Origin of the sequence: Tabrizicola caldifontis (assembly GCF_004762095.1) — a bacterium.
GTDB lineage: Bacteria > Pseudomonadota > Alphaproteobacteria > Rhodobacterales > Rhodobacteraceae > Tabrizicola > Tabrizicola caldifontis.
Window position 1 is genome coordinate 68605 of sequence record NZ_SIJH01000014.1, and the last position, 21052, is coordinate 89656.

The 21052-nt window shown below is 66.3% G+C and carries 20 protein-coding genes; 6 read left to right on the forward strand and 14 right to left on the reverse strand.

Translation table 11 applies throughout. The features are described from left to right. Nucleotides 1-37: 37 nt before the first annotated feature. The 3 genes from EYB42_RS13005 to EYB42_RS13015 form a co-directional block, all read right to left on the reverse strand. Entirely contained in the window at nt 38-535 is a 498-nt protein-coding gene (locus EYB42_RS13005) for a hypothetical protein (protein ID WP_135450554.1), read from the reverse strand. A gap of 23 nt (nt 536-558) precedes the next feature. Next, nucleotides 559-852: a hypothetical protein gene (locus EYB42_RS13010; RefSeq protein WP_135450555.1), complete on the reverse strand. Its 294-nt coding sequence runs from the start codon at nt 850-852 to the stop codon at nt 559-561. Nucleotides 853-989: 137 nt separating this feature from the next. Further along, nucleotides 990-1616 (reverse strand): class I SAM-dependent DNA methyltransferase, encoded by a 627-nt coding sequence (locus EYB42_RS13015; protein WP_135450556.1) that lies wholly within the window; start codon nt 1614-1616, stop codon nt 990-992. Nucleotides 1617-1769: 153 nt separating this feature from the next. On the opposite strand from EYB42_RS13015, the gene EYB42_RS13020 reads away from it, so the two are divergent. Further along, nucleotides 1770-3587, forward strand: coding sequence for an autotransporter assembly complex protein TamA (locus EYB42_RS13020; protein WP_135450557.1), 1818 nt, complete (start codon nt 1770-1772; stop codon nt 3585-3587). Beyond that, a complete protein-coding gene (locus tag EYB42_RS13025; protein WP_135450558.1) occupies nt 3587-7108 on the forward strand; it encodes a translocation/assembly module TamB domain-containing protein in 3522 nt (1173 codons plus the stop codon). The genes EYB42_RS13020 and EYB42_RS13025 overlap by 1 nt, the downstream gene beginning before the upstream one ends. Nucleotides 7109-7138: 30 nt before the next feature. Here EYB42_RS13025 and EYB42_RS13030 read toward each other — a convergent pair whose 3' ends face one another. From EYB42_RS13030 to EYB42_RS13055, 6 genes are all read right to left on the reverse strand, one after another. Next, nucleotides 7139-7822, reverse strand: a complete 684-nt coding sequence (locus EYB42_RS13030; RefSeq protein ID WP_167851020.1) for a YjbF family lipoprotein — start codon at nt 7820-7822, stop codon at nt 7139-7141. Further along, nucleotides 7819-9930, reverse strand: coding sequence for a YjbH domain-containing protein (locus EYB42_RS13035; protein ID WP_135450560.1), 2112 nt, complete (start codon nt 9928-9930; stop codon nt 7819-7821). Before EYB42_RS13035 ends, EYB42_RS13030 begins: the two co-directional genes overlap by 4 nt. 137 nt (nt 9931-10067) lie before the next feature. Continuing rightward, on the reverse strand, nt 10068-10514 hold the full coding sequence (locus EYB42_RS13040; protein ID WP_135450561.1) for a MarR family winged helix-turn-helix transcriptional regulator: 447 nt from the start codon (nt 10512-10514) through the stop codon (nt 10068-10070). Beyond that, nucleotides 10511-11341, reverse strand: a complete 831-nt coding sequence (locus EYB42_RS13045; RefSeq protein WP_135450628.1) for a carbon-nitrogen hydrolase family protein — start codon at nt 11339-11341, stop codon at nt 10511-10513. Before EYB42_RS13045 ends, EYB42_RS13040 begins: the two co-directional genes overlap by 4 nt. Next, nucleotides 11341-11598, reverse strand: a complete 258-nt coding sequence (gene grxC / locus EYB42_RS13050) for a glutaredoxin 3 (protein WP_135450562.1) — start codon at nt 11596-11598, stop codon at nt 11341-11343. The genes EYB42_RS13045 and grxC overlap by 1 nt, the downstream gene beginning before the upstream one ends. A gap of 33 nt (nt 11599-11631) precedes the next feature. After that, nucleotides 11632-12354, reverse strand: coding sequence for a ComF family protein (locus EYB42_RS13055; protein WP_135450563.1), 723 nt, complete (start codon nt 12352-12354; stop codon nt 11632-11634). On the opposite strand from EYB42_RS13055, the gene EYB42_RS13060 reads away from it, so the two are divergent. Together EYB42_RS13060 and hemH are read left to right on the forward strand one after the other, a co-directional pair. Further along, nucleotides 12331-13218, forward strand: coding sequence for a methyltransferase domain-containing protein (locus EYB42_RS13060; RefSeq protein ID WP_240784157.1), 888 nt, complete (start codon nt 12331-12333; stop codon nt 13216-13218). The genes EYB42_RS13055 and EYB42_RS13060 overlap by 24 nt on opposite strands. 96 nt (nt 13219-13314) lie before the next feature. Beyond that, complete coding sequence (gene hemH / locus EYB42_RS13065) at nt 13315-14373, forward strand: ferrochelatase (protein WP_167851022.1); 1059 nt, start codon at nt 13315-13317, stop codon at nt 14371-14373. Between the two features lie 19 nt (nt 14374-14392). Here the strand turns inward: hemH and EYB42_RS13070 are convergent, their stop codons facing one another. After that, nucleotides 14393-15316 carry a LysR family transcriptional regulator gene (locus EYB42_RS13070; RefSeq protein WP_135450566.1) on the reverse strand — a complete coding sequence of 308 codons (924 nt, stop codon included), beginning with the start codon at nt 15314-15316 and terminating at the stop codon, nt 14393-14395. Nucleotides 15317-15421: 105 nt separating this feature from the next. On the opposite strand from EYB42_RS13070, the gene EYB42_RS13075 reads away from it, so the two are divergent. Beyond that, entirely contained in the window at nt 15422-15868 is a 447-nt protein-coding gene (locus EYB42_RS13075) for a cupin domain-containing protein (protein WP_135450567.1), read from the forward strand. 92 nt (nt 15869-15960) lie between these two features. Here EYB42_RS13075 and EYB42_RS13080 read toward each other — a convergent pair whose 3' ends face one another. Next, nucleotides 15961-16554 carry a L,D-transpeptidase gene (locus EYB42_RS13080; RefSeq protein ID WP_135450568.1) on the reverse strand — a complete coding sequence of 198 codons (594 nt, stop codon included), beginning with the start codon at nt 16552-16554 and terminating at the stop codon, nt 15961-15963. A 183-nt stretch (nt 16555-16737) separates the two neighbouring features. Between EYB42_RS13080 and EYB42_RS13085 the strand changes: the two genes are divergently transcribed. Then, nucleotides 16738-17250 (forward strand): CAP domain-containing protein, encoded by a 513-nt coding sequence (locus EYB42_RS13085; RefSeq protein ID WP_135450569.1) that lies wholly within the window; start codon nt 16738-16740, stop codon nt 17248-17250. A 38-nt stretch (nt 17251-17288) separates the two neighbouring features. Here the strand turns inward: EYB42_RS13085 and EYB42_RS13090 are convergent, their stop codons facing one another. The 3 genes from EYB42_RS13090 to EYB42_RS13100 all read right to left on the reverse strand — a co-directional run bounded on the left by EYB42_RS13090 (nt 17289) and on the right by EYB42_RS13100 (nt 20943). Next, complete coding sequence (locus EYB42_RS13090) at nt 17289-17786, reverse strand: L,D-transpeptidase family protein (protein ID WP_135450570.1); 498 nt, start codon at nt 17784-17786, stop codon at nt 17289-17291. 89 nt (nt 17787-17875) lie between these two features. Further along, nucleotides 17876-19093, reverse strand: coding sequence for a class I SAM-dependent RNA methyltransferase (locus tag EYB42_RS13095; RefSeq protein WP_135450571.1), 1218 nt, complete (start codon nt 19091-19093; stop codon nt 17876-17878). Continuing rightward, nucleotides 19090-20943 carry an ABC transporter ATP-binding protein gene (locus tag EYB42_RS13100; RefSeq protein ID WP_135450572.1) on the reverse strand — a complete coding sequence of 618 codons (1854 nt, stop codon included), beginning with the start codon at nt 20941-20943 and terminating at the stop codon, nt 19090-19092. The genes EYB42_RS13095 and EYB42_RS13100 overlap by 4 nt, the downstream gene beginning before the upstream one ends. Nucleotides 20944-21052 lie beyond the last annotated feature (109 nt).

Consider the following 21052-nt stretch of genomic DNA (forward strand, 5'->3'; position numbering starts at 1 on the left):
CCCCGCTGCGGCGGGGCGCCTTTGCGGTCCAGCCGGATTACTGGGCGGGCATCAGAACCGAAATGCGCCCTTCGGTATCCTCGGCCAGTTCGTCCCGGATCTCGGCGCCGCGGGAACAGAAGCGTGCAGTGTCATAGGCGGCGACTGCTGTAAGCCCCCCGAGGCTCATCGCATAGGCCCCCATCACCATGTCCACCGCCAGATTGTTCTGGCCTTCCTCGGTCATCCCCTGAAGGCCGGACAGGATATCGGACATCACCGCCGCGAATTTCGTTTCATCGACGGCATAGCCTTCGCAGTTCTCGGCAAGGGCCCGCTGCTGCGCGACGATCAGAAGACGCAGGCCGTCGCCGGGCGACAACAGGCCCGATTCGTCGGTCATGATGCGCTCGAGCGCCTTGGTGTTCACCGCCTTCTCCATCCGGGCGACCGGATCGATGGTTGCGGGATCGACCGGGGTCTGGGCCTCTTCCGCCGACAGGGGCAGCGCGGCCAGCAGGCTTGCCGCCAGAACAAGGATATGACGAGACTTCATGGTTTTCCTTTCCGTGCAGAGGGTCAGATACCGAAGATCCGCCGGGTCCAGCGGTAGGAGAAACGCCCGTCCTTGAAGCACTGTTTCGGCTTCGGCAGGCAGATCACGCCTTGGGCCGGGCTGAACGGATCGCCGTAACGGTCCTCGTCCCAGCCGTCCGGGTCGTTCCTGGCCTTGGCGACCGCAACGCCCAGGATCGCCAAGGCCGCAAGCGCGCGGGCAATGTCTTCCTTGTCGGCCTTGGCCGCAACGGGAACCGGCATCGCCACCAGCGCCGCAACGGCCAGCGCGGCGACACCACCTTTCAGAACCCTCATTCCTGATCCTCCTCCAGCTTCCACTCCGCAGTCCGCACTCCATGGCCCGACCCGGGCCTGGCGCAGCCGAAGGTAGCCAAGGGAATCATGTCATTCCTCAAGACATGACCCGGATCGGGTCATGTCCTGCCCCGGCCTCAGAGCCGGCGGAACACCATCACGAGGCCCCGATCGTCCTTGTGCGGATGCTCGGCGCCCTCGTAGATCGGGATGTCGCGCCAGGCGACCGGGGTGATCCGGCCATGCGCCACTATGCGGGCAAGTTCCGAGCCGAAGCCGGCCCCGTCCAGCACCGGGCCGATGGTGCCGCAGGCAAAGACCGCGCCGGGGCGGGTGATGCGCAAGAGTTCCGCAAAACATTCCGGGCCGACATGGCCGTGGGTGAAGGTGCCGCAACTGACCACCGCGTCGTAGCTCGCGTCGGGGATGTCCAGGGCCTTGGTCAGGTCGCCCAGCATCAGCTTCCGGTAAAGGCCCTTCGGTCGTGCGACCTCCAGCATCTCGGGCGTGATGTCCAGCGCGTCCACCGTCAGTCCGCGCAGGTGCTCTGCCACCAGGCCGGTGCCCGCGCCGATGTCCAGGATCTCGGCCCCTTGCGCGATCTCGTCCTTCAGGATCGCCGCGATCTCGCGCGGGGCGATGTAGCCCCAGGCCGCGCCGAAGCTTTCGTCATAGGTGGCCGCCCAGTCGCCATACATGCGCCGGGCGTCCTCGGGGCCGTCGATCCGGTAGGCGGTGTCAAGATCGTAGCTGCCGTCGTCCATCGTGGGTCTCCCTTTCGGTTGCCCCTTGATGGCGTGGCCGCATGACACCCCGGTGACAGGCGCAGGAAGCCACCACCCGGCCCAGCCGGCGGATTGCCCCCTGCGGCGCAAGCTGCAATAGTTGTTGCGATCAGGAATGGAGGCCCGACGGAAATGTCTGCCCGTCCCGGACAGCGTGTTCGCCGGTTTTTCCTTGCCCTTGCGGCAGCCTGGCTGTCCTGTGGCGCCGTGCAGGCGCTGGATCGGGTCGATGTTCAGATTCGTGGCGGCGACGAGGAGATCGCGGCTGCGGTGAATGCCGCGTCGCAGGTTCGTGCCCTGCAAGCGCAGGGCCAGACCGACCCGCAGGATCTGCTGGCAGCCGCAAGGTCCGACTACGGGCGCATTCTTGCCGCGCTTTATGCGCGGGGGCACTATTCCGCAGTCATCCGCATTTCTGTGGACGGGCGCGAAGCGGCAGAGATTCGTCCGCTGGAAGGGCCGCGCAGCGTTTCCAACATCACCATCCTGGTTGATCCCGGCCCTACCTTCCTGTTCGGTGCGACACGGATTGTGCCGCGCATTGCAGGGGGCGAGCTTCCCGCCGGGTTCGGCACCGGCCGGCCAGCCGAAAGCGGCGTGGTGGCGGATGCGGTCGATCTTTCCCTTCGCGCCTGGCGCGAGGCGGGCCATGCAAAGGCCGCAGTCGCAGACCAGCGTGTGGTCGCCGACCACGCGAGGGCGGTTCTTGATGTCGATGTCAGGCTCGACCCCGGCCCGCGGTTGCGCTTCGGGCCTCTGGCGATCACGGGTGAACAGCGGATGCGCGAGGCCCGAATCCGCAAGATCGCCGGCCTGCCCGAGGGCGCAACCTTCAGCGAAAGCGAACTGCGCCGGGCCGAGACGCGCCTTCGCCGGACCGGCATCTTCAGTTCGGTCGCCCTGGTCGAGGACGATGTCATCACCGCCCCCGATCTTCTTGGAATCACGGCACAGCTTGTCGAACAGAAACCGCGCCGCTACTCGCTGGGGGCCGAGATTGCCAGTCTGGACGGTCTGTCCCTGACCGGCATGTGGCTGCACCGAAACCTGCTTGGCGGCGGCGAGAGGTTGCGGCTTGACGGGTCGATCACGAACGTCGGTTCTGGCGCAAGCGGGATCGACTATGCGATCGGCGTGACCATCGACCGCCCCGCAACGCTGACACCCGACACAACGGCCGGGCTGCTGCTGCGTTACGAGCATCTGGACGAGATCGACTATTCCGCCGACACGGTCAATTTCGGCCTGGTCTTCTCGCATGTCTTTTCGGAACAGCTGACCGCGCGCGCCGGGCTGACCTATTCCTACCAGAACGGACAGGATCCTGCTGGAAGCTTCAACTTCCGCAACCTTTCACTGCCCCTGGGCGTGATATGGGACCGGCGGGATGTTGCCACCGATGCGACAAGCGGCACCTATCTTGATGCCACCCTGCAGCCCTTTCTGGGTTTTGCGACCACCGGCTCGGGCGTCCGCGTCACGGCGGATGGGCGCATCTATCGCCTGCTGGGCCAGACCGGCCGCCTTGTCGTTGCAGCCCGGCTGCAAGGCGGAGCGATCTATGGGCCGACACTTCTGGACACGCCGCGCGACCTGCTGTTCTTTTCCGGCGGCGGTGGAACGGTTCGGGGGCAGCCCTATCGTTCGCTGGGCATTCCCGTGACCCGTGGCGTGTTCGATTTTCAGATCGGCGGCAAGTTCTTCGCGGCCGGGTCACTGGAACTGCGCGGCAAGGTGACCGAACGGATCGGACTGGTGGGCTTCATCGACGCGGGGACTGTCGGGCTGGACGGCATTCTGGATGGCCAGGCCGCAAGCCATGCCGGGGCCGGCCTGGGTCTGCGTTACGATACGCCCATCGGCCCTATCCGGCTGGATGTCGCTGCCCCGATCAGCGGCACGACGGGCGACGGGGTGCAGTTCTACATCGGTCTGGGGCAGGCTTTCTGATGCGCGCCGCCGTGATCCTGTCGCTGGCCCTGCTTGCCCCGCCCGCCCTGGCGCAGGAGGACGACCGCGGCTTTCTGACCGCGTTTCTGGAAGACAACCTGTCCGACGCGGGACGCGAAGTCATCATCACCGGTTTCGAGGGGGCCTTGTCCGCCCAGGCGACGATCGAGCAAGTGACCATCGCCGACGATACCGGAATCTGGCTGACCATTCGCGGCGTGACCCTGGACTGGAGCCGCTCGGCCCTTCTGTCGGGACAGGTCAATGTCAGCGAACTGTCGGCAAGAGAAATCATCCTCGACCGCCTGCCCGACACACCCGAAAGCACCATCTCGCCCGAGGCAACCGCGTTCAGCCTGCCCGAACTTCCGGTGTCGATCCGCATCGACCGTCTTTCCGCCGATCGCATCGAGATCGCGCCCTCGGTCCTTGGCCAGCCGGTCGAGGGCAGCCTTGATGCGGCGCTGACCCTGGCAGGCGGCGAAGGGACCGCAAGGCTGAACCTGATCCGCACCGGCGATGGACCTTCGGGCGAGATCATCCTGGACGCCGGCTATTCCAATGCCACAGGAACATTGCAGATCGACCTGAGCGCGGCCGAGGGACCCGGCGGCATGGTCGTCAGCCTGCTGGACATTCCGGGCGCCCCGGCGGCCGAGTTCCGCATGCAAGGAACAGGCCCGCTGGAGGATTTCAGCGCAGATATCCGCCTTGCCACCGACGGGCAGGACCGGCTGGCGGGCGCCGTGACCCTGAAGGGCGGGGACAGCGGCTATCGTCTTCTGGCCGATGTCGCGGGAAACCTCGTGCCGCTGCTGGCCCCTGATTACGTGGACTTCTTCGGCAACGAGGTTGCGCTTGCCCTTGATGCCCTGCGCAGGCCCTCGGGCCGTCTGGAAGTGGATGCCTTTGCGCTGACCACGCGGTCCTTGCGGCTGACCGGAAGCGGAGCGCTGGCAGCGGATGGTCTGCCCGAGACGCTGGATATGCAGGGTACGCTTGCCGCGCCTGACGGCAACCCGGTTCTGTTGCCCTTCGGCCAGACGCCGACGCGCGTTGCCGGCGCCGACCTGACCCTGGTTGCGCGGCTTGGCAATGATGCGGGCTGGCGGGCATCCGTCGCGCTGCGCGGGCTGGACCGGGATGATCTTTCGGCGGAACGGATCTCGCTGGAAGGCTCTGGCCGGATCGGCCGAACGCCAGCGGGCAATACCTTCGGCGGCACGCTGCGGCTGGCGGCGTCGGGCCTGGCCCCCGCCGATCGGGCGGTTGCCGATGCACTGGGGCCGGCATTGGACGGCAGTTTGCGCTTCCATGCCCTGCAGGGCAGCGGGGCGCTGACCCTTTCCGACATCTCGCTTGGCGGGGCGGGTTTTGCGGTCACGGGCAATCTTCGGCTGGAAGGGCTTCAGTCCGCACTGCGTACCTCGGGCCGGGTTATCCTGACTGCCGATGATCTGGGCCGCTTTTCCGGCCTGGCTGGGCGCCCCCTGGCGGGCAGCGGGACGATCAGGCTGGAAGGTTCGGCCAGCCCGCTTTCAGGGGCCTTCGATGTGCAGGCCGAGGTCGAGGCCACCGACCTTCGCCTTGACATCGCAGCCATCGACCGGCTGCTTGCCGGACCGTCGAGGCTTGGCCTTTCGGCCCTGCGCGACACCAGTGGCACCACGCTGCGTGCGCTGGACATGACTGCCGGGCCCCTTCGCGCCACGGCCAGCGGCAGGATCACCACCGGAAGGTCCAGCTTGACCGGCGAGATCCTGCTCTCCGACCTTGCGCCTCTTGGCCCCGGTCTGGGCGGCAGCGCCAGCCTTGGTGCCCGGTTCGACGGCACGCCGGAACGCGGCACGATCGCGCTGTCAGGCTTGGGACGGTCCTTGCGCACGGGCAAACCCGAGGCCGACCGGATCCTGGCCGGGGAAAGCCGCCTTGCGGCCCAGCTGACGCTGCAGGACGGGCTGATCCAGATCGACCGTGCCAGCCTTGCGAATCCGCAGATCGACGCCTTGATATCCGGACGGCTCGAGGAAGCGGTCCGACGGCTGACGATCACCGCACGGCTGGCGAATCTTGGCCTGCTGATCCCCGACCTTGCCGGACCGCTGGTCGTTTCAGGCGAGGCGACACAGGATGCGACCGGCTATTCGCTGAACCTCGGGGCGCGTGGTCCCGGCGGGGTCGATGCCCGGGTCAGCGGGCGGTTGGCGCAAAGCCTTGTCTCCGGCGATCTTGCGATCACTGGGACCAGTCAGGCGGGGCTGGCGAACCTTTTCATTTCGCCCAGGGCGCTGGAAGGCGCGACCCGTTTCGACCTGCGCATGAACGGCCCATTCCGGCTGGCGTCGCTTTCGGGCCGGGTCACCCTGGCGAACGGGCGCCTGTCGGATCCAGACCTCGGCGTGGCGCTGGAACGGCTGGAGGCCATGGCCCAGTTGCAGGGCGGCGAGGCGCAGGTTTCGGCCACGTCCCGGCTGTCGACGGGCGGAACCCTTCGGCTGGATGGTCCCGTCGGCCTGTCGGCCCCGTTTCCTGCGCGCTTCCAGATCGGACTTGAGAACATCCGCCTGATAGACCCCAACCTCTACGAGGCCTTCCTGCGCGGGTCGCTGTCCGTAAGCGGGCCTCTGACCGGCGGCGCGCTCATTACAGGTGCCCTGGCCGTTAGCGAGGCAGAGCTGCGCGTGCCGTCCACCGGTTTTGCCAGCACAGCCGCGCTGCTGGATGTTCGCCATGTCAACGAACCCGCTGAAGTGCTGGCCACCCGATTGCGGGCCGGGCTGCTGGGTGACGGCAAGGGCGGCGCCGGCCGGGATGGTGGTGCCCGCCCCTTCGGGCTGGATGTCATGCTGTCGGCCCCGGCGCGGGTGTTCGTGCGCGGGCGCGGAATCGACGCCGAGCTTGGCGGGCAGATCCGCCTGATGGGAAGCTCGGCGCAGATCCTGCCGTCGGGGGCATTCAATCTGATCCGAGGCCGGCTGGACATTCTGGGCAAGCGCCTCGTCCTGTCCCAGGCGGATCTGCAACTGTCAGGCAGTTTCGTTCCGACCCTGCTGGTGTCCGCCCAGGCCGAGACCGACGGGGTCGTCAGCACCGTCACCATCGAAGGCCCGGCAGACGATCCTTCGGTCCGCTTCACCTCGGTCCCCGAACTGCCGCAGGAAGAGGCACTCGCGCGACTTCTGTTCGGACGTGCGCTTGACAACCTGTCGGTGCTGCAGGCCGCGCAGCTGGCCAATGCGATCGCGGTTCTCGCCGGACGCGGGGGCGAGGGCCTGGTCAACCGGCTGCGACAGGGTTTCGGCCTTGACGATCTGGACGTGGCCACGTCGGAAGAGGGCCAGACCGCCCTGACTGCCGGAAAGTACATCAGCAAGAATGCCTACAGCGAGATCGAGATCGAACAGGCAGGCAAGAGCACGATCAGCCTTAACCTGGACCTCCGGCCCGGTGTGACGGTAAAGGGCAGGGTCAGCGACACTGGCGAAACCGGGATCGGCATCTTCGTCGAGCGCGACTACTGATCTGCTGGGGCGGCACCGGGAAGGCGGCCGTCAGTCGATCACCAGCTCGAATTCTCCGAACCCGGCGGCACCGCTGATCAGTTGGCGCGACTTGCGGATCGTCTGGCCTTCGAACCAGAAGTCATTGGTGATCTTGCCCTGCGCACGGGCGCATTCCTCGCGGACCTTCGTCACCCTGTGAGATCGCCCGAGAATTTCGATCACTTCCTGCCCGGCAATCGTCACCGTGCAGTCATAGGCGCGCCGGGTGGTCCGGTCGTCCGTCCCGAGGAAGAAATACTGCCGAGGGTGGGTTCCGCCAGGGGTCAGGAGCTGCGAAACCGTCGGGGCCTGCGACGACATCAGGTCGGGCCCAAGCCCGCGGGTCTGGATCAGCACTCCGTCGCGCAGCGTGAAGGTGGTGCCGTCGGTGGTTGACCAGGTGACCACATCGCCCTTGGTGTCGATCGGGGTGACAAGGGCATCTGTCGAACGCACCGGGATCACCACGCGCAGGATCGGCACGCCGTATTTCTCAAGATCGGCCCGGGTCACCTTGGCAGTGGCCTTGGCCGGTGCCGCGGCAGCCCGGCGGCCGGGCAGTTGCGAAAGCGTTGCCTTGGCCACCGTGCCAAGGGTCGCCGTCATCGGCGACGGCTCTGACCGTTCCTTGCCGCAACCGGCCAGCAGTGCCAGCAGCAGAAGCCCGGCCGACAGCCGTTTGCAAAGCGTCAACGCCACACCCTTCCCCATTCCGTATCCAGCGCGGTGCCGTGGTATTCGCGTATCGTGTTGTAGATGCGCCCGTCCACATCGACCCGTGCGCCGCCATCGCCAAGTGCCGGACGCAGCGTTGCGCCAAGGCTGGTGCCGCCCTCGTTCCCCAGCGCCCAGTTCAGCGGAATCGAGAACCGGATCCCCTTGTCGAACCCTCCCTCGCCGAACTCCTCGGGGCTGACGTCGGTGACGGTGGCGAAGGCCCCGACCCGCCAGCCATTCGCGAACACCCGGTCGACCGACACGGTGGCGCCATAGTCGCCGGCAAGATACCTGCCGACATCCAGCTGGCCGATGAAGCCGTTGCCGAACTCGTAATAGGCCGAGACATGGCCGGTCACCACGTCATAGTCATATTCGTCGAAGCCCAGGCCGCCATCCGTGTCCCGTTGCCGCGTGTAGTTCAGTTCGACCCCAAGCGCGAGGCGGCTGTCCACGGGTTTCCACAGCAGTTCGCCCGAAATGCCGGCGTGCATCCGTTCCAGGTAGCCCAGCGTGACACGGGAATAGAGGTTCTCCGCCGGCCGTGCATACCAGGCAAGGGTCAGCTTCTCGATCCCGGGATCGGCGAATTTCGTGTAGCGAGAGCTGTCGGACCTGACATGCGGCAGATCCGAATCCGAATACTCGCCGGAACGGTCCACGTTGCCGAACAGGCGCTTGTAGACCGATCCCGAAAGCACCAGCCCGGGGCGAATGTCGTACGAGGCCCCAAGCCGAACCCCGACATCCCCCTTCAGCGGTTCGGACAGGCGGAACGCCGGGCGCAGGCCCCAGCGGAATTTCGGATAAAGCCCGTCGTCGCCCACGGCATTTGCCGCCAGCGGGCCGGCGTCCGACAGGATCACCTTCTGGCGCAGAAGCGTGGCGTTGTCGGCGGCGAATTCCAGCTGTTCCAGGTCGCTGCGGCGGATGGTGACCTTGGATGCCCCGATGCCATTCACGATCGGCACGATCTCGAACACCTCGACCGAGGCAGGCATCACATGGCTCAATGCGCGGGCGGTGCGGCCGATCGCCTGCGGTCCTGCGTCGATCCGACCGTTGCGGATGCGGATCTGCACGGTCTGGGCCGTGTAGGACAGGTTCTCGATGATGATGCCGTCCTTGGCCAGCCGCTTCGCCAGGTTCTGGCGCAGCACCGGCCCGGCATCGGGCTGGCTCACCCACTCGCCGTCATATGCATCGGGGTCCGCCGTCCGCGACGGCCTTGCCTTTACCGGCGTGGGTGCCGCGCCCATCACCCCACCCGTTGCCCGGGTTTTCGGGTCAAGCGTCAGATGGAAGGCAAAGCCGATCTCTGACCCATGCAGCGAATAGATGCCGTAGCGCGCCATCGGGCCGCGCTGATATTCGAAGCCGAAGTTGAACGGGCTGTCGCGTTCGATCAGACCCCGGTCTTCCTCCATCACATAGGCATCCGAGGAATATTCGCCCTTGAAGGTCCAGTTGTCGTTGATCCGGTATTCGATCCCGGCGAAGGGCGCCGCATCGCCCCTGAACCACTGTTCTGTGTTGGGCGTGCCGTAGTCGGACGGATCCAGCGGCGGACGGTCGCCGAAAGGCGCCCCGATCCCGCCGTAGGATCCCAGCCGGCCCCAGCCGAGACCCGCCGTCACCTTGAGCCGGTCGCCGAAGCTCTTGGTCGCCGCCACATATTCCGACGAATACAGGCCACGGCCGGTGAAATCGATCATCCCGATGGTCAGCGCAGGAAGGTAACGGCTTTCCTTCAGCAGCAGGTAGCGGATGTCGAAACTCTTGTCGGTAAGTTTCTCGGGGGCGTCCGGGACAAGTTCGTTCCAGTTGCGCCATGTCTGGAACCTGAAAGAGCCCGAGAGCCGTTCGGTGAACTGGAAGCTGATGGTCGCGCGGGTGATCGGCCCGGCCACAGCCAGGGAATAGATGAAGCGCGCATCCTCCTGCGCCTCGCCCGAGGGCATGTCGATCAGCCCGGTCGTGCCGTTCAGGTTCAGGGAATTGGGTATCTCGGCAAGGGCCGGAACGGTGAAAAGTGCCGTGCTGACGGCAAGCGAGGCGAGGATGCGGCTTGGCAAAGGCAACATGTGTCCGGAACCCTGGATACCCCATCCATCTATGCGAAGATAACCGGGGCAGGGCAAGGCCTAACGACCGACAGCAGGCTTATCCACAGTAAACGTGGCGAAAAGCCCCGGCCCATGTGCTGCCGGTGCCACGCCGTTCAGGGCGCATCTTCAAGTCGCTGGCGCAGTTCGCGCAGCACCGGCAGAAGCGCGCGCACCCGGTCGGGGCCCAACGCCTGCACCACCTCGGCGATCAGGGGCACGACGGCTGCCACGGCGGAATCGCGCGCCGCCCGGCCCGAAGGGCTGATCGCGACGAACTTCTGCCGCGCGTCGTCCCAATCCGGGCGGATGTGGATGTGACCCGCCCATTCCAGCCGGGACAGCGTGTTCGTCATCGCTCCGCGCGTGACGTGGAACGCCTTGGCCAGCTGCGCCGGCGTGCGTTCGTCGTTGATCCGGGCCAGATGGTTCAGGACCGAGAAATGCGACAGCTCCATCCCCTTGGGCAGCACCTTCGAGATCCGGTTCCGCGCCAGCTGGTCGGCCATGAACAGCTCGCCGAACAGCGCCACTGCGATGTCGTCGGTCTTGTCCGCGCTCATGGTCCTGCAAAGTCCCGGTCATGGGTCAGCGAGGGGACGCGGTGGCGCGCTTCGGCCACCCGGGAAAGGTCGAGATCGACCAGAGTCACGCCGGGTTCCGTACCCCCATCAGCCAGCACCTCGCCCCAGGGGGCGACGGCCAGGGAATAGCCATGGGTGCGCCGGCCCTTGCCAGCCGTTTCGGGGTGAAAACCGGTCTGCGCCGGGGCGAGGACGAAGCAGCCCGTCTCGATCGCCCTTGCGCGCAGCAGCGTTTCCCAGTGCGCCGCGCCGGTGATGTGGTTGAAGGCCGCAGGAACCGTCAGGATCTGCGCACCCGCCTGCGCCAGGCGGCGATAAAGCGCCGGGAAGCGGACATCATAGCAGACCGTCATCCCGATTCTGGCAAAGGGTGTCTCGGCCAGCACCGCACGGTTTCCCGGCCGGTAGCCGTCGCTTTCGCGATACACCTCGGTTTCCGAGACATTCACATCGAACATGTGGATCTTGTCATAGCGTGCCCGTACCTGGCCATCCGGCCCGACCAGCAGGCTGCGGTTCGCAAAGCGGCCGTCCGCATCATGGGTCAGAAGGCCCAGCGAGCCGATCAGCAGCCAGATGCCCGCCGCCTGAGCCTCGGCCCGAAGGGTGGCAAGCGTCTCGTCCGCTTCCTCATGCCGGAAGACGCTGCGTTGGTGGGCGCGGCTGGAGGACAGGCCATTGGTCAGCTCCGGGGTCAGGACGAACCCGGCCCCGGCTGCCGCCGCCTGCCGGACAAGCGCCACCGTGGCCGGCAGGTTGGCTGACGGATCGTCGGAGACGTTCAGCTGGACCAGCGCAGCCCGGATCATGCGGCAAGAAGCGGGTCAAGCTTGCCCGCCGCCTCCAGCGCGTGCAGGTCGTCCGACCCGCCGACATGCGTATCGCCGATGAAGATCTGCGGCACGGTGTGCCGTCCGTGCGCGCGCTGGATCATCGCCTGCCGCAGACCGGGGTCGCGGCTGACGTCGATTTCACGGTAGGCCACACCCTTGCGGTCCAGAAGCCGTTTGGCTGCATGACAATAGGGACAGAACGGGGTGGTGTAGATTTCGACCGGGCGCATGGGAACCTCGCTGTGCGCCGCGACTATAGGGATTCAGCCGTCTTTCGCAACGCGCGCAAGGGCCACAACACAGACAGACCGCGCATTTGCCGCATGCAGCGCCTCGGTCGCGGCGGCGAAGGTCGCCCCCGAGGTCATCACGTCATCGACCACAAGGATGTCGCGGTCCTCGACCAGCCGGCGACGGCGAGGCGGCACCCGGAAGGCCCCGGCCAGGTTGGCGAGGCGGCCGTCGCGGGTCCGGCCGTCCTGCGTGCCCGTGTTGCGGCTGCGAACGAGCGCGTCCGGGCAGTGGTCCAGCCCCGCAAGCCCTGCTACCGCCTTCGACAGAAGTGCCGCCTGATTGTAGCGGCGGCGGAACAGGCGGCTCAAGTGCAGGGGCACGGGAACGACCAGCATGCCCGGACGCAGGATCGGTGCCGCCGCGCGGTGCAGCCAGGCCCCGGCAGGGCGCGCAAGGTCCAACCGGTCGCCATGCTTCAGCGCCAGGATCAGCCGGCGCCCGTTGTCCTGATACAGCAGCGCCGCGCGGCCCTGACCCCAAGGCCGCGCGATGGTCATGCAGTCGTCGCAAAGGGCGGTCTCTCCCGGCTCGCCCCCCGGCAGGGGCAGGCCGCAGCGGTCGCAGACCAGCCCGACGATGAAGGGCGTCTCGCGCCAGCAGGCGCCGCAGAGGCCGAAGTCGGTCGTCACCGCCGCGTCGCAGCTGATGCATTGGGGCGGATACAGCAGATGCAGCGCAGCTTGCATTCCCATACCGTCCCCCTATGGTCCGGCGCGATGACCACGCCGCCGCCCCTGACCGACCGCAACGCCCTTGCCCGCCACCGTGCCCGCGCCCAGGCCCTGCCGGGCCATGGCGAGGCCCTGTTCCTGCACCGCATCGCCCGCGCCGACATCGAGGAAAGACTGGACGAGGTTAACAGAACCTTTACGGCCCCCGCTATCGTGACGCCTTTTCCTCATGTCTGGGCCGATTTTCCGGGCAACCCCCGGATCGTGCCGGATCAAGAGGTGCTGGCCCTTGAACCGGGGGCGCACGATCTTGTGATCCACGCAATGGCCCTGCACTGGGCGAACGATCCGGTGGGCCAACTGGTGCAATGCCGTCGCGCCCTGCGCCCAGACGGGTTGTGCATCGCGGTGCTGCCGGGGGGCGAGACGTTGCACGAGCTGCGCGCGAGCCTGGCCGAGGCGGAAAGCCTGGTGACGGGGGGCCTGTCGCCCCGGGTGCTGCCGATGGGGGAAATCCGCGATCTGGGCGCGCTGATGCAACGCGCCGGACTGGCCCTGCCGGTGGCCGACAGCGTGACCCAGACGGTACACTACCGCGCGCTGGCTACGCTTTACGCCGACATGCGCAGCATGGGAGAGACGAATGCCCTGGCAGGTCGCCTGCGCCGGTTCACGGATCGTCGGGTGTTTGCCGCGGCCGAGGCGGTCTATCGCCGCGCGTTTTCCACCCCCCAAGGCCAGTTGCGCGCGACTTTCGAACTGGTGTTCCTGACCGGCTGGGCCCCGCACGAAAGCCAGCAGCAGCCGCTGCGGCCCGGTTCGGCCAGGGCAAGACTGGCCGAGGCGCTGCGTGTGCCGGAACACCGGTTGCCCAAGGACGGTTGACCCTGCCCGCCAAGCCTATATGTCCCGCAGGGAACATTCGGGATCATTCAGATGCTTGACGCCAAATCCGCGCAGGACACCGACACCGACCTGGTCATGCCGGGGCAGGGACGCCTTGCCCACGCCCCCGCCGACCATCCTCCGGTCCGCAGGGCGAGGATCGGGGTGCTGGTCGCCAATCTGGGCACGCCGGACAATTACGATTACTGGTCGATGCGCCGCTATCTGAACGAGTTCCTGTCGGACAAGAGGGTGATCGACTACGCCAGCTGGAAGTGGCAGCCGCTGCTGCAGCTGATCATCCTGACCAAGCGGCCGTTTTCGTCGGGGGCGAACTACAGGCAGATCTGGAACCACGAGCTGAACGAAAGCCCGCTGATGACGATCACCAAGGCGCAGACGGCGGCGATCGCGGCGAAGCTGACCGAACGCCACGGGCCCGAGGTGATGGTTGATTTCTGCATGCGCTACGGCAACCCTTCCACCGAAAGCCGGGTGCGCGCGATGGTCGAGGCCGGGTGCGAGAAGATCCTGTTCTTCCCGCTTTATCCCCATTACGCCGGCGCCACTTCGGCCACGGCGAACGACCAGTTCTTCCGTGCCCTGATGAAGGAGAAGCGCCAGCCCGCGGTGCGGACGGTGCCGGAATACTTCGAGCATCCGCTGTATGTCGAGGCGCTGGCCCGGTCGGTCGAGACGGCCTATGCGAAACTGGACCACAAGCCCGACGTTCTGGTGGCCAGCTATCACGGCATGCCGAAGCGTTACCTCATGGAAGGCGACCCCTACCACTGCCAGTGCGCCAAGACCTCGCGCCTGTTGCGGGAACGGCTGGGGTGGGAAAAGGGGTCGATCGACACCACCTTCCAGTCCGTCTTCGGCCCCGAGGAATGGCTGCGCCCCTACACGGTCGAACATGTGGCCGAACTGGCCAAGGCGGGCAAGAAGCGCATCGCCGTCATCGCCCCGGCCTTTTCGGCCGACTGCATCGAGACGCTCGAGGAAATCAACGGCGAGATCCGCGAGGCGTTCGAACATGCAGGCGGCGAGGAATTCACCTACATTCCCTGCCTGAATGACGACCCGGCACATATCGAGGCGCTGGTTGCGGTGATCGAAGAAAATCTGACGGGCTGGCTGCCGCGCGGGCGCTAGCCCGCGCCCCACGTTTCCGTCAGATCCGGCTAAGAAGGTCGAACACCAGATTCCGCATCCAGGCTGCAAAGGGCGACCTGTCGGTTCGCCGGTGCCAGACGCCGATCATCTGCGCGGGTGCGATCTCTACCGGGGGCAGCCGGATCTCAAGTCTGTGGCTGGCGCGGACCCGCTCTGCCAGCTGGCGGGGCACCAGCGCGACAAGGTCGCTTTCGCTTACCACGCGGCACACGGCCGAGAACAGCGGCACCGTTATGGCGATCCTGCGGCTGCGGCCCACCCGGGCAAGTGCCGCGTCCCCCATGCCGGAAAGCCTGCCCTCGGGCGAGAAGAGGACATGCGAAAGGGCACAGAAGCGGTCGATCGGAATGGTGGCGCCTTCGGCAAGATCGGCAAGCGCGGGGTTGCCTGAGCGGCTGATGACCACGAAGGATGAGGTGAAGGCAGGGGCGGAAACCATCCAGTCCGGCACGGGTCTCTCGGGCAGAAGGGCCAGATCCGCGCCGCGCTGGTCGATGCTGGCCAGATAATCGGAAGGCACCAGATCGACCAGTTGCACTGTTACCCCGGGCGCCTCGCGCCCAAGCCGCGCCCCCAGTTCCGGCATCAGCATTTCGGCGAAGAAATCACTGCCCGCGATCTTGAACGCTCCGGTCGCCGTGTCGGGACGGAACGGTGCCTCGGGCGACAGCAGGGCCTGAAGGCGCTCAAGCTCGGCCTGCAGCGGTTCGGCCATCCGGGCGGCCCGTTCGGTCGCGACCAGCCGGTTCCCCTGCCGCACGAACAGGGGATCGTCCAGCGCCTGCCTGAGGCGCCCAAGCGCCCCCGAGACGGCAGATTGCGAAAGGCCCAGCTTCTGCCCGGCGCGGATCGTCGATCCTTCGCGGAGCAGGCAGTCGAGCACACGCAGGAGGTTCAGGTCGAAGGTAGCGAAATTGACCATGCCGATAGCGCCTATTCAAAGGATCGGTTGGACGGATAGCCTGCGCCTCGTTTAGCCTGTCGTCAACGAAGGCGCCTTCGTTTCGAACCATGACGGAGCGAAACGATGAAAGATATCTCCACGGATCCAGGCTGCGTCGAATGGCGCGGTGTGCAGTACAGGACCATTCTTTCGCCGGGCGAGAGCGGTGGCGCAATGTCGATCGTTGACAGCCATTCGCCGCAGGGCAGTGGCCCGCCCCGCCATGTGCATGAGGCCGAGGACGAGACTTTCGTGGTCCTCGCCGGATCCTGCCGCGTCTGGACAGCCGCGCGCCAGGCCGGCCTGCAGCCAGGTGAGGCCTTCTTCATCCCGCGCGGCACCGAGCATACCTTCCAGGTCGACGACCCGGCGGGCTGCAGGCATCTGGTCATTCTGACGCCGGGCGGGTTCGAGGGCTTCTTCACCGAGGCGGCCGCTGCCGGTCTGCGCATTCCCGAGGACATGGCCGCCCTGCAGGGCCTGGCGGCAAGGTTCCATCTGCGGTTCACCGGCCCGCCGCTGGATCTGTGAAACCGGCGCCGGCACGTATTGCGGCGCAGAAAGAAAATCGGGCCGCAGCATGTCTGCGCTGCGGCCCGATGCTTTCGTATGGGGAAAACCCGTCAGATCAGCAGAACCTGCGTGCCGACCCGGGCATATTCGAACAGCTCTTCCACATGTTCGTTGTAAAGCCCGATGCAGCCGTTCGATGACTTTCGACCGATCTTGCGCGTGTCGTGCGTGCCGTGGATGCGATAGTAGGTCCACGACAGATACAGGGCGCGGGTTCCAAGGGGATTGTCCTTGGCGCCACCCGGCACCATGTCCGGCCAATCCGGGTTGCGCTGCTTCATCGCGGGGGTCGGGCGCCATGGCGGGTTCACCACCTTCTGCACCACCTCGGTCCGGCCCCGGCGCGTCAGATCCTCGGACAGTGGCACAGAGGTCGGATAGAGCCGGTAGATCGACTGGTCCTCTGACCAGAAATGCAGGGCACGCGAGGTGATGTCGACAAGGATCGCCCCGTTGCGGGTGTTGTCGAAGTAGTCCTGCCATTGCAACATGCGGAAACTGGAAATGTTGTTGCGCACGCTGCTGGATGCCGGAGGGGTGAATTCGGTGGTCCCGTCCTGTGCCAGCGCCGGAAGCGCGGCAAGACCGGCCATCCCGGCAGCCCCCCCCAACAGGGCACGGCGGCTGATGGACCCATTGGCCATGGCGGATACTCCTGCTCTGTCTCTGTTCAACTTTTCGCGGGATATAGTCAGATGGGTCCCGTTCCGCAATTCAAACCGCCGTCATCCCTTGCCGATCGGCACGAGTCCCGTTTGAACCCCGATCCGGCTTCCGATATGACGGCGCGGACCGCCGCGAACTGCGGCAGAACAACGGTGGACGGAATGGATCGACGTTTCCTGCTTCTGCAAGGTGCCGCGCTGGCTCTGGCGGCCTGTGCCCCGACAACCGCCCCGACCCTGGGGCCGGACGGCCGGCCGCTGCCGAAGGTTTACTGGATAAGGCCAGGCGACGAGGAAGAGGTTTCGTTCCGCCTGCTTGATTCCGTGAACACCCTGCGCGCGGCGCGCTCGCTGCCGCCGGTGACCTTCGATGCAAGGCTGAACGCCGCCGCTGCGACCCATTCGCGCGACATGGCGGTGCAGAACCGTCCCTGGCACTTCGGATCTGACGGATCATCGCCGCTGACCCGCGTGCAGCGCGTCGGCTTCACCGGCCGTCTGGTGGGCGAGCTGATCTCGGAAACCTACGAGACCGAGCTGGAAACGCTGGCGACCTGGATGAACAATCCTGACACCCGAAACGTCATCATGGACCCATCGGCGCGGCTGATCGGCTTCGCATGGTTCCAGGAGCCCAGCGGCAAGATCTGGTGGACACTGGTCACCGGCGCCTAGCATCCGGGCGCCGCTGGCGCCCATTCCCGTGCAGCCATTCAGGGCAGGATGTGGATGGGGGTGCCCGGCTTGACCATCGAATAGATCACTTCCATCTCCTTGTCGCTGACCGCAATGCAGCCCTCGGTCCAGTCGCGGGCCGTGGTCGGACGCCGCGGTCCGCCGTGAATGAAGATGTCGCCGCCGGGGCTTTTGCCCTGAGCCTCGGCGAAGGCGCGGTCCGCCTCGTTGGGGTAGGAGATGCCAAGCGACAGATGGAAGCGCGAGTTCGGGTTCTTGTGGGTGATGAAGTAGCTGCCTTCCGGCGTCTTCCCGTCGCCTTCGAACTGCTTGTGCCCCTCGGGTGCAAATCCAAGTCCGACATCATATGACTTCAGCACCCGGTCCTTGTGAATGAGGTACATCTTGCGGTCGGTCTTGTGGACCTGGACCTGCGTGACCTCTGGCCCGCGATACTTCAGGAATTTCGTCTTGGGCGCGCACCCCGCAAGCCCCAGCGTAACCACCAGAAGGAGGAGAAGTCCTATCCCGCGCATGTCCCTGCCCGCTGCTCTTTTTTCCAAGTCCTACAGGAATCGGGCTTATCTGACCAGCCGGTCAGGCTGTCGCAGGGATCACGGGTTTGTCAGCCCGGCAGGCTGAGGCGGGCCACAAGCTCTACGTGCGTGGACCAGCGGAACTGGTCGATGACCTGCACCCAGTCCAGCCGGTAGCCGGCGGTGACCAGGGTCTTCGCATCGCGTGCGAATGTGACCGGGTTGCAGGACACGAAGGCGATCACCGGAACGCCGGATCGCGCGAGACGGTCAGTCTGCGCTTCGGCCCCGGCGCGGGGCGGGTCGATCAGGGCTGCGGTGAGGCCCCTCAGTTCGTCTGGCTCCAGCGGGCGGCGGAACAGGTCGCGGGTTTCCGTGCTGATGCGGTGCAGATCGGGTGTGTTGCGTGCGGCAAGGTCAAGTGCGGCAATCATTGCCGCGTCACCTTCGACGGCGTGGACCTCCATCACCTGTGCCAGCGGCAGGGTGAAGGTGCCGACGCCCGAAAACAGATCGACGACGCGCTTCTGCGGACCCAGTGCCTGACGCACGGCCGCCAGGAGCGTGGCCTCGCCTTCGGCCGTGGCCTGCAGGAAGGCGCCGGCAGGGGGCACGACGGTGGCGGCTCCCATGGTCAGCGCGGGCCGATCGCGCAGCGCAACGGTTTCGCCGTCCCAGGTCAGACGCGACAGGCCGTGGGTTTCGACTATGCGAGCCAGGTCCATCCGCAGTTCGGCGTCCAGGGGCTTGCCGCCGGTGACCACAACATCCGGGCCACCGCGCGTCAGGGTCACCTGCAACGACAGCTCTGCCGAACGCGAGCCCCCCGCGCGGACCAGGGCCTCGAGCCCCGGAAAGGCGGCAAGGATGCCGGGGTGAAGCAGCTGGCAGTCCGCGATGTCCACGATCGTTTCCGAGGCGCGGGCGTGAAAGCCGATCAGCACCCCGCCTCTGGTCCGCCGGGCAGACAGCGTCGCGCGCCGCCGGGATTTCGCGGGCGAGGTCGCCAGTGGCAGAAAGTCCGCGCGAAGCCCCTGGCCGGCAAGCGCGGTTTCGACGACCTGACATTTCCAGGCCGCGACAAAGGCATCCGAGGCATGCTGCAACTGGCAGCCACCGCAGGTCCGGGCATGGCGGCATGGCGGTTTCACGCGGTCGGGCGAAGGGGTGATGATCTTCGGCTCCAACAGCCGGTCACCATCAGGCGTGCCCTCGACCACTTCGCCCGGCAGGGTGCCGGGGACATAGATCGGGCCTGATGCAATTCCGTGGCCGAGGTGCCCGAGCCTTTCGATGGTGACGATCACTCTGCCGCTTCCGCCTGATCTTCCGTACCGATGAACCCGCCCGACTGGCGTTTCCAGTAGCGGGCGTAGAGGCCGTTCTTCGCCAGAAGCGCCTCGTGGCTGCCTTCCTCGACAATGCGGCCACGGTCAAGCACGATGATGCGATCCATTGCCGCGATGGTGGACAGCCGGTGCGCGATGGCAAGCACCGTTTTGCCCTGCATCACCCGGCCAAGCGCCTCCTGGATCGAGGCCTCGACTTCCGAGTCCAGCGCCGAGGTTGCCTCGTCCAGCACCAGGATCGGCGCGTCCTTCAGGAAGGCGCGGGCCAGCGCGATGCGCTGGCGCTGCCCGCCGGACAGTTTGACCCCGCGTTCGCCAAGGAAGGCGTCATAGCCCTTGCGGCCCTGGTGATCGACCATCCCGGCGATGAATTCGTGCGCCTCGGCTGCTTTTGCGGCGGCGATGATCTCGGCTTCGGTCGCTTCGGGTCGGCCATAGGCGATGTTGTCGCGGGCGGATCGGTTGAACATCGCGGTTTCCTGCGTGACCATGCCGATCTGGCGGCGCAGGCTTTCCTGAGTGACGGACCGCAGGTCGTGGCCATCAATGGTGATGCGGCCCTGTTCGGGGTCGTAAAGCCGCAGAAGCAGAGAAACAAGCGAGGATTTTCCCGCACCCGAGGCGCCCACGATGGCCAGCTTCTCGCCCGCGCGGATGGTCAGGTCGATGTCCCGCACCCCGCCGCGTTCGCGGCCGTAGGCGAAGGTCACGCCCTCGAACCGGATGTCGCCCCTGACGCGGGGCAGGGGCCGGGCATCCGGAGCATCGGTCAGTGTGTGCGGCGCGGAAAGGGTGCGCATCCCGTCCTCGACCTCGCCGACCGAGGTGTAGATCGACATCAGCGTGAAGCTGACCCAGCCCGACATCTGTGCAATGCGCAACGCAATGGCCCCAGCGGCGGCGATGTCGCCGGCCGTGGCCTGCCCCTGCTGCCACAGCATGACGGTGCCCCCGATCAGCAGCACCGGCAACACCCCGGCCAGCAGCATGAGGCTGAACCGGAACCAGGTCGAGATGACGCCGAATTCCAGGCTGCGTTCGCGGAAGACCTCCATCGCGTCCAGCGCCACGCGGTCCTCGAAGGCGGCATGCGCGAACAGCTTCACAGTCTTGATGTTGGTGATCGTGTCCACGACCTGACCCGAAACCATGGCACGGGAGGAAGCGCGGGCGGCCGAGTTCTTCCTGACCATGGGCAGGAAGAAGCGGATCAGCAGGATATAGGCAACCAGCCAGACCATCAGCGCGATGGCGGCCTTGTAATCGACGGCGACCAGGAAGGCGACCGAACCGATGACCGAGGCCAGCGCGAAGCAGACGGTGTTGATGACTTCGGTCGCGACATCAGTGACGGCACGGGCGGCCTGCATCTGCTTTTGCGCGATGCGGCCGGCAAAGTCGTTGTCGAAGAAGGTGACGGACTGGCCCAGCGTCCAGCGATGCAGGCGGGACAGTACCAACGGCATCACGTTCGGCCCGATGACGATCGAGTTCGAGGCCGAGGAGACGGCGAAGGCCAATGGTCTGAGGACCAGGTAGAAGGCGAGGAACCACAGCACCAGGTGCCAGTGTGCGGCAAAGAAATCGGCAGGGCCGGAGTTCACCGCGGCATCGATCACCCAGCCGAGGATCAGCGCGCTGACCACCTCGGTCACTCCGGCCAGAGAGGACAGCAGGCCCGCCAGCACCAGCATTGGCCAGGATCCCGCCAGCGACCAGCGCATGAAAGCGCCAAGGCGCTGCGGCGGGGGGCCGTCGGCGGGGCGGAAGGCGTCGATCAGGGAGCCGAGGCTTCGAAGCGCGCTCATGGGCGAGACGTAGGCCCGTCAGCCACAAAGGGCAAGGGTCGCCTGGTCGTGCGACTTCGTCTCCTCATCGGGACGGCGCGCAAGGAGTGACGAAGCCATCGACGAGCAG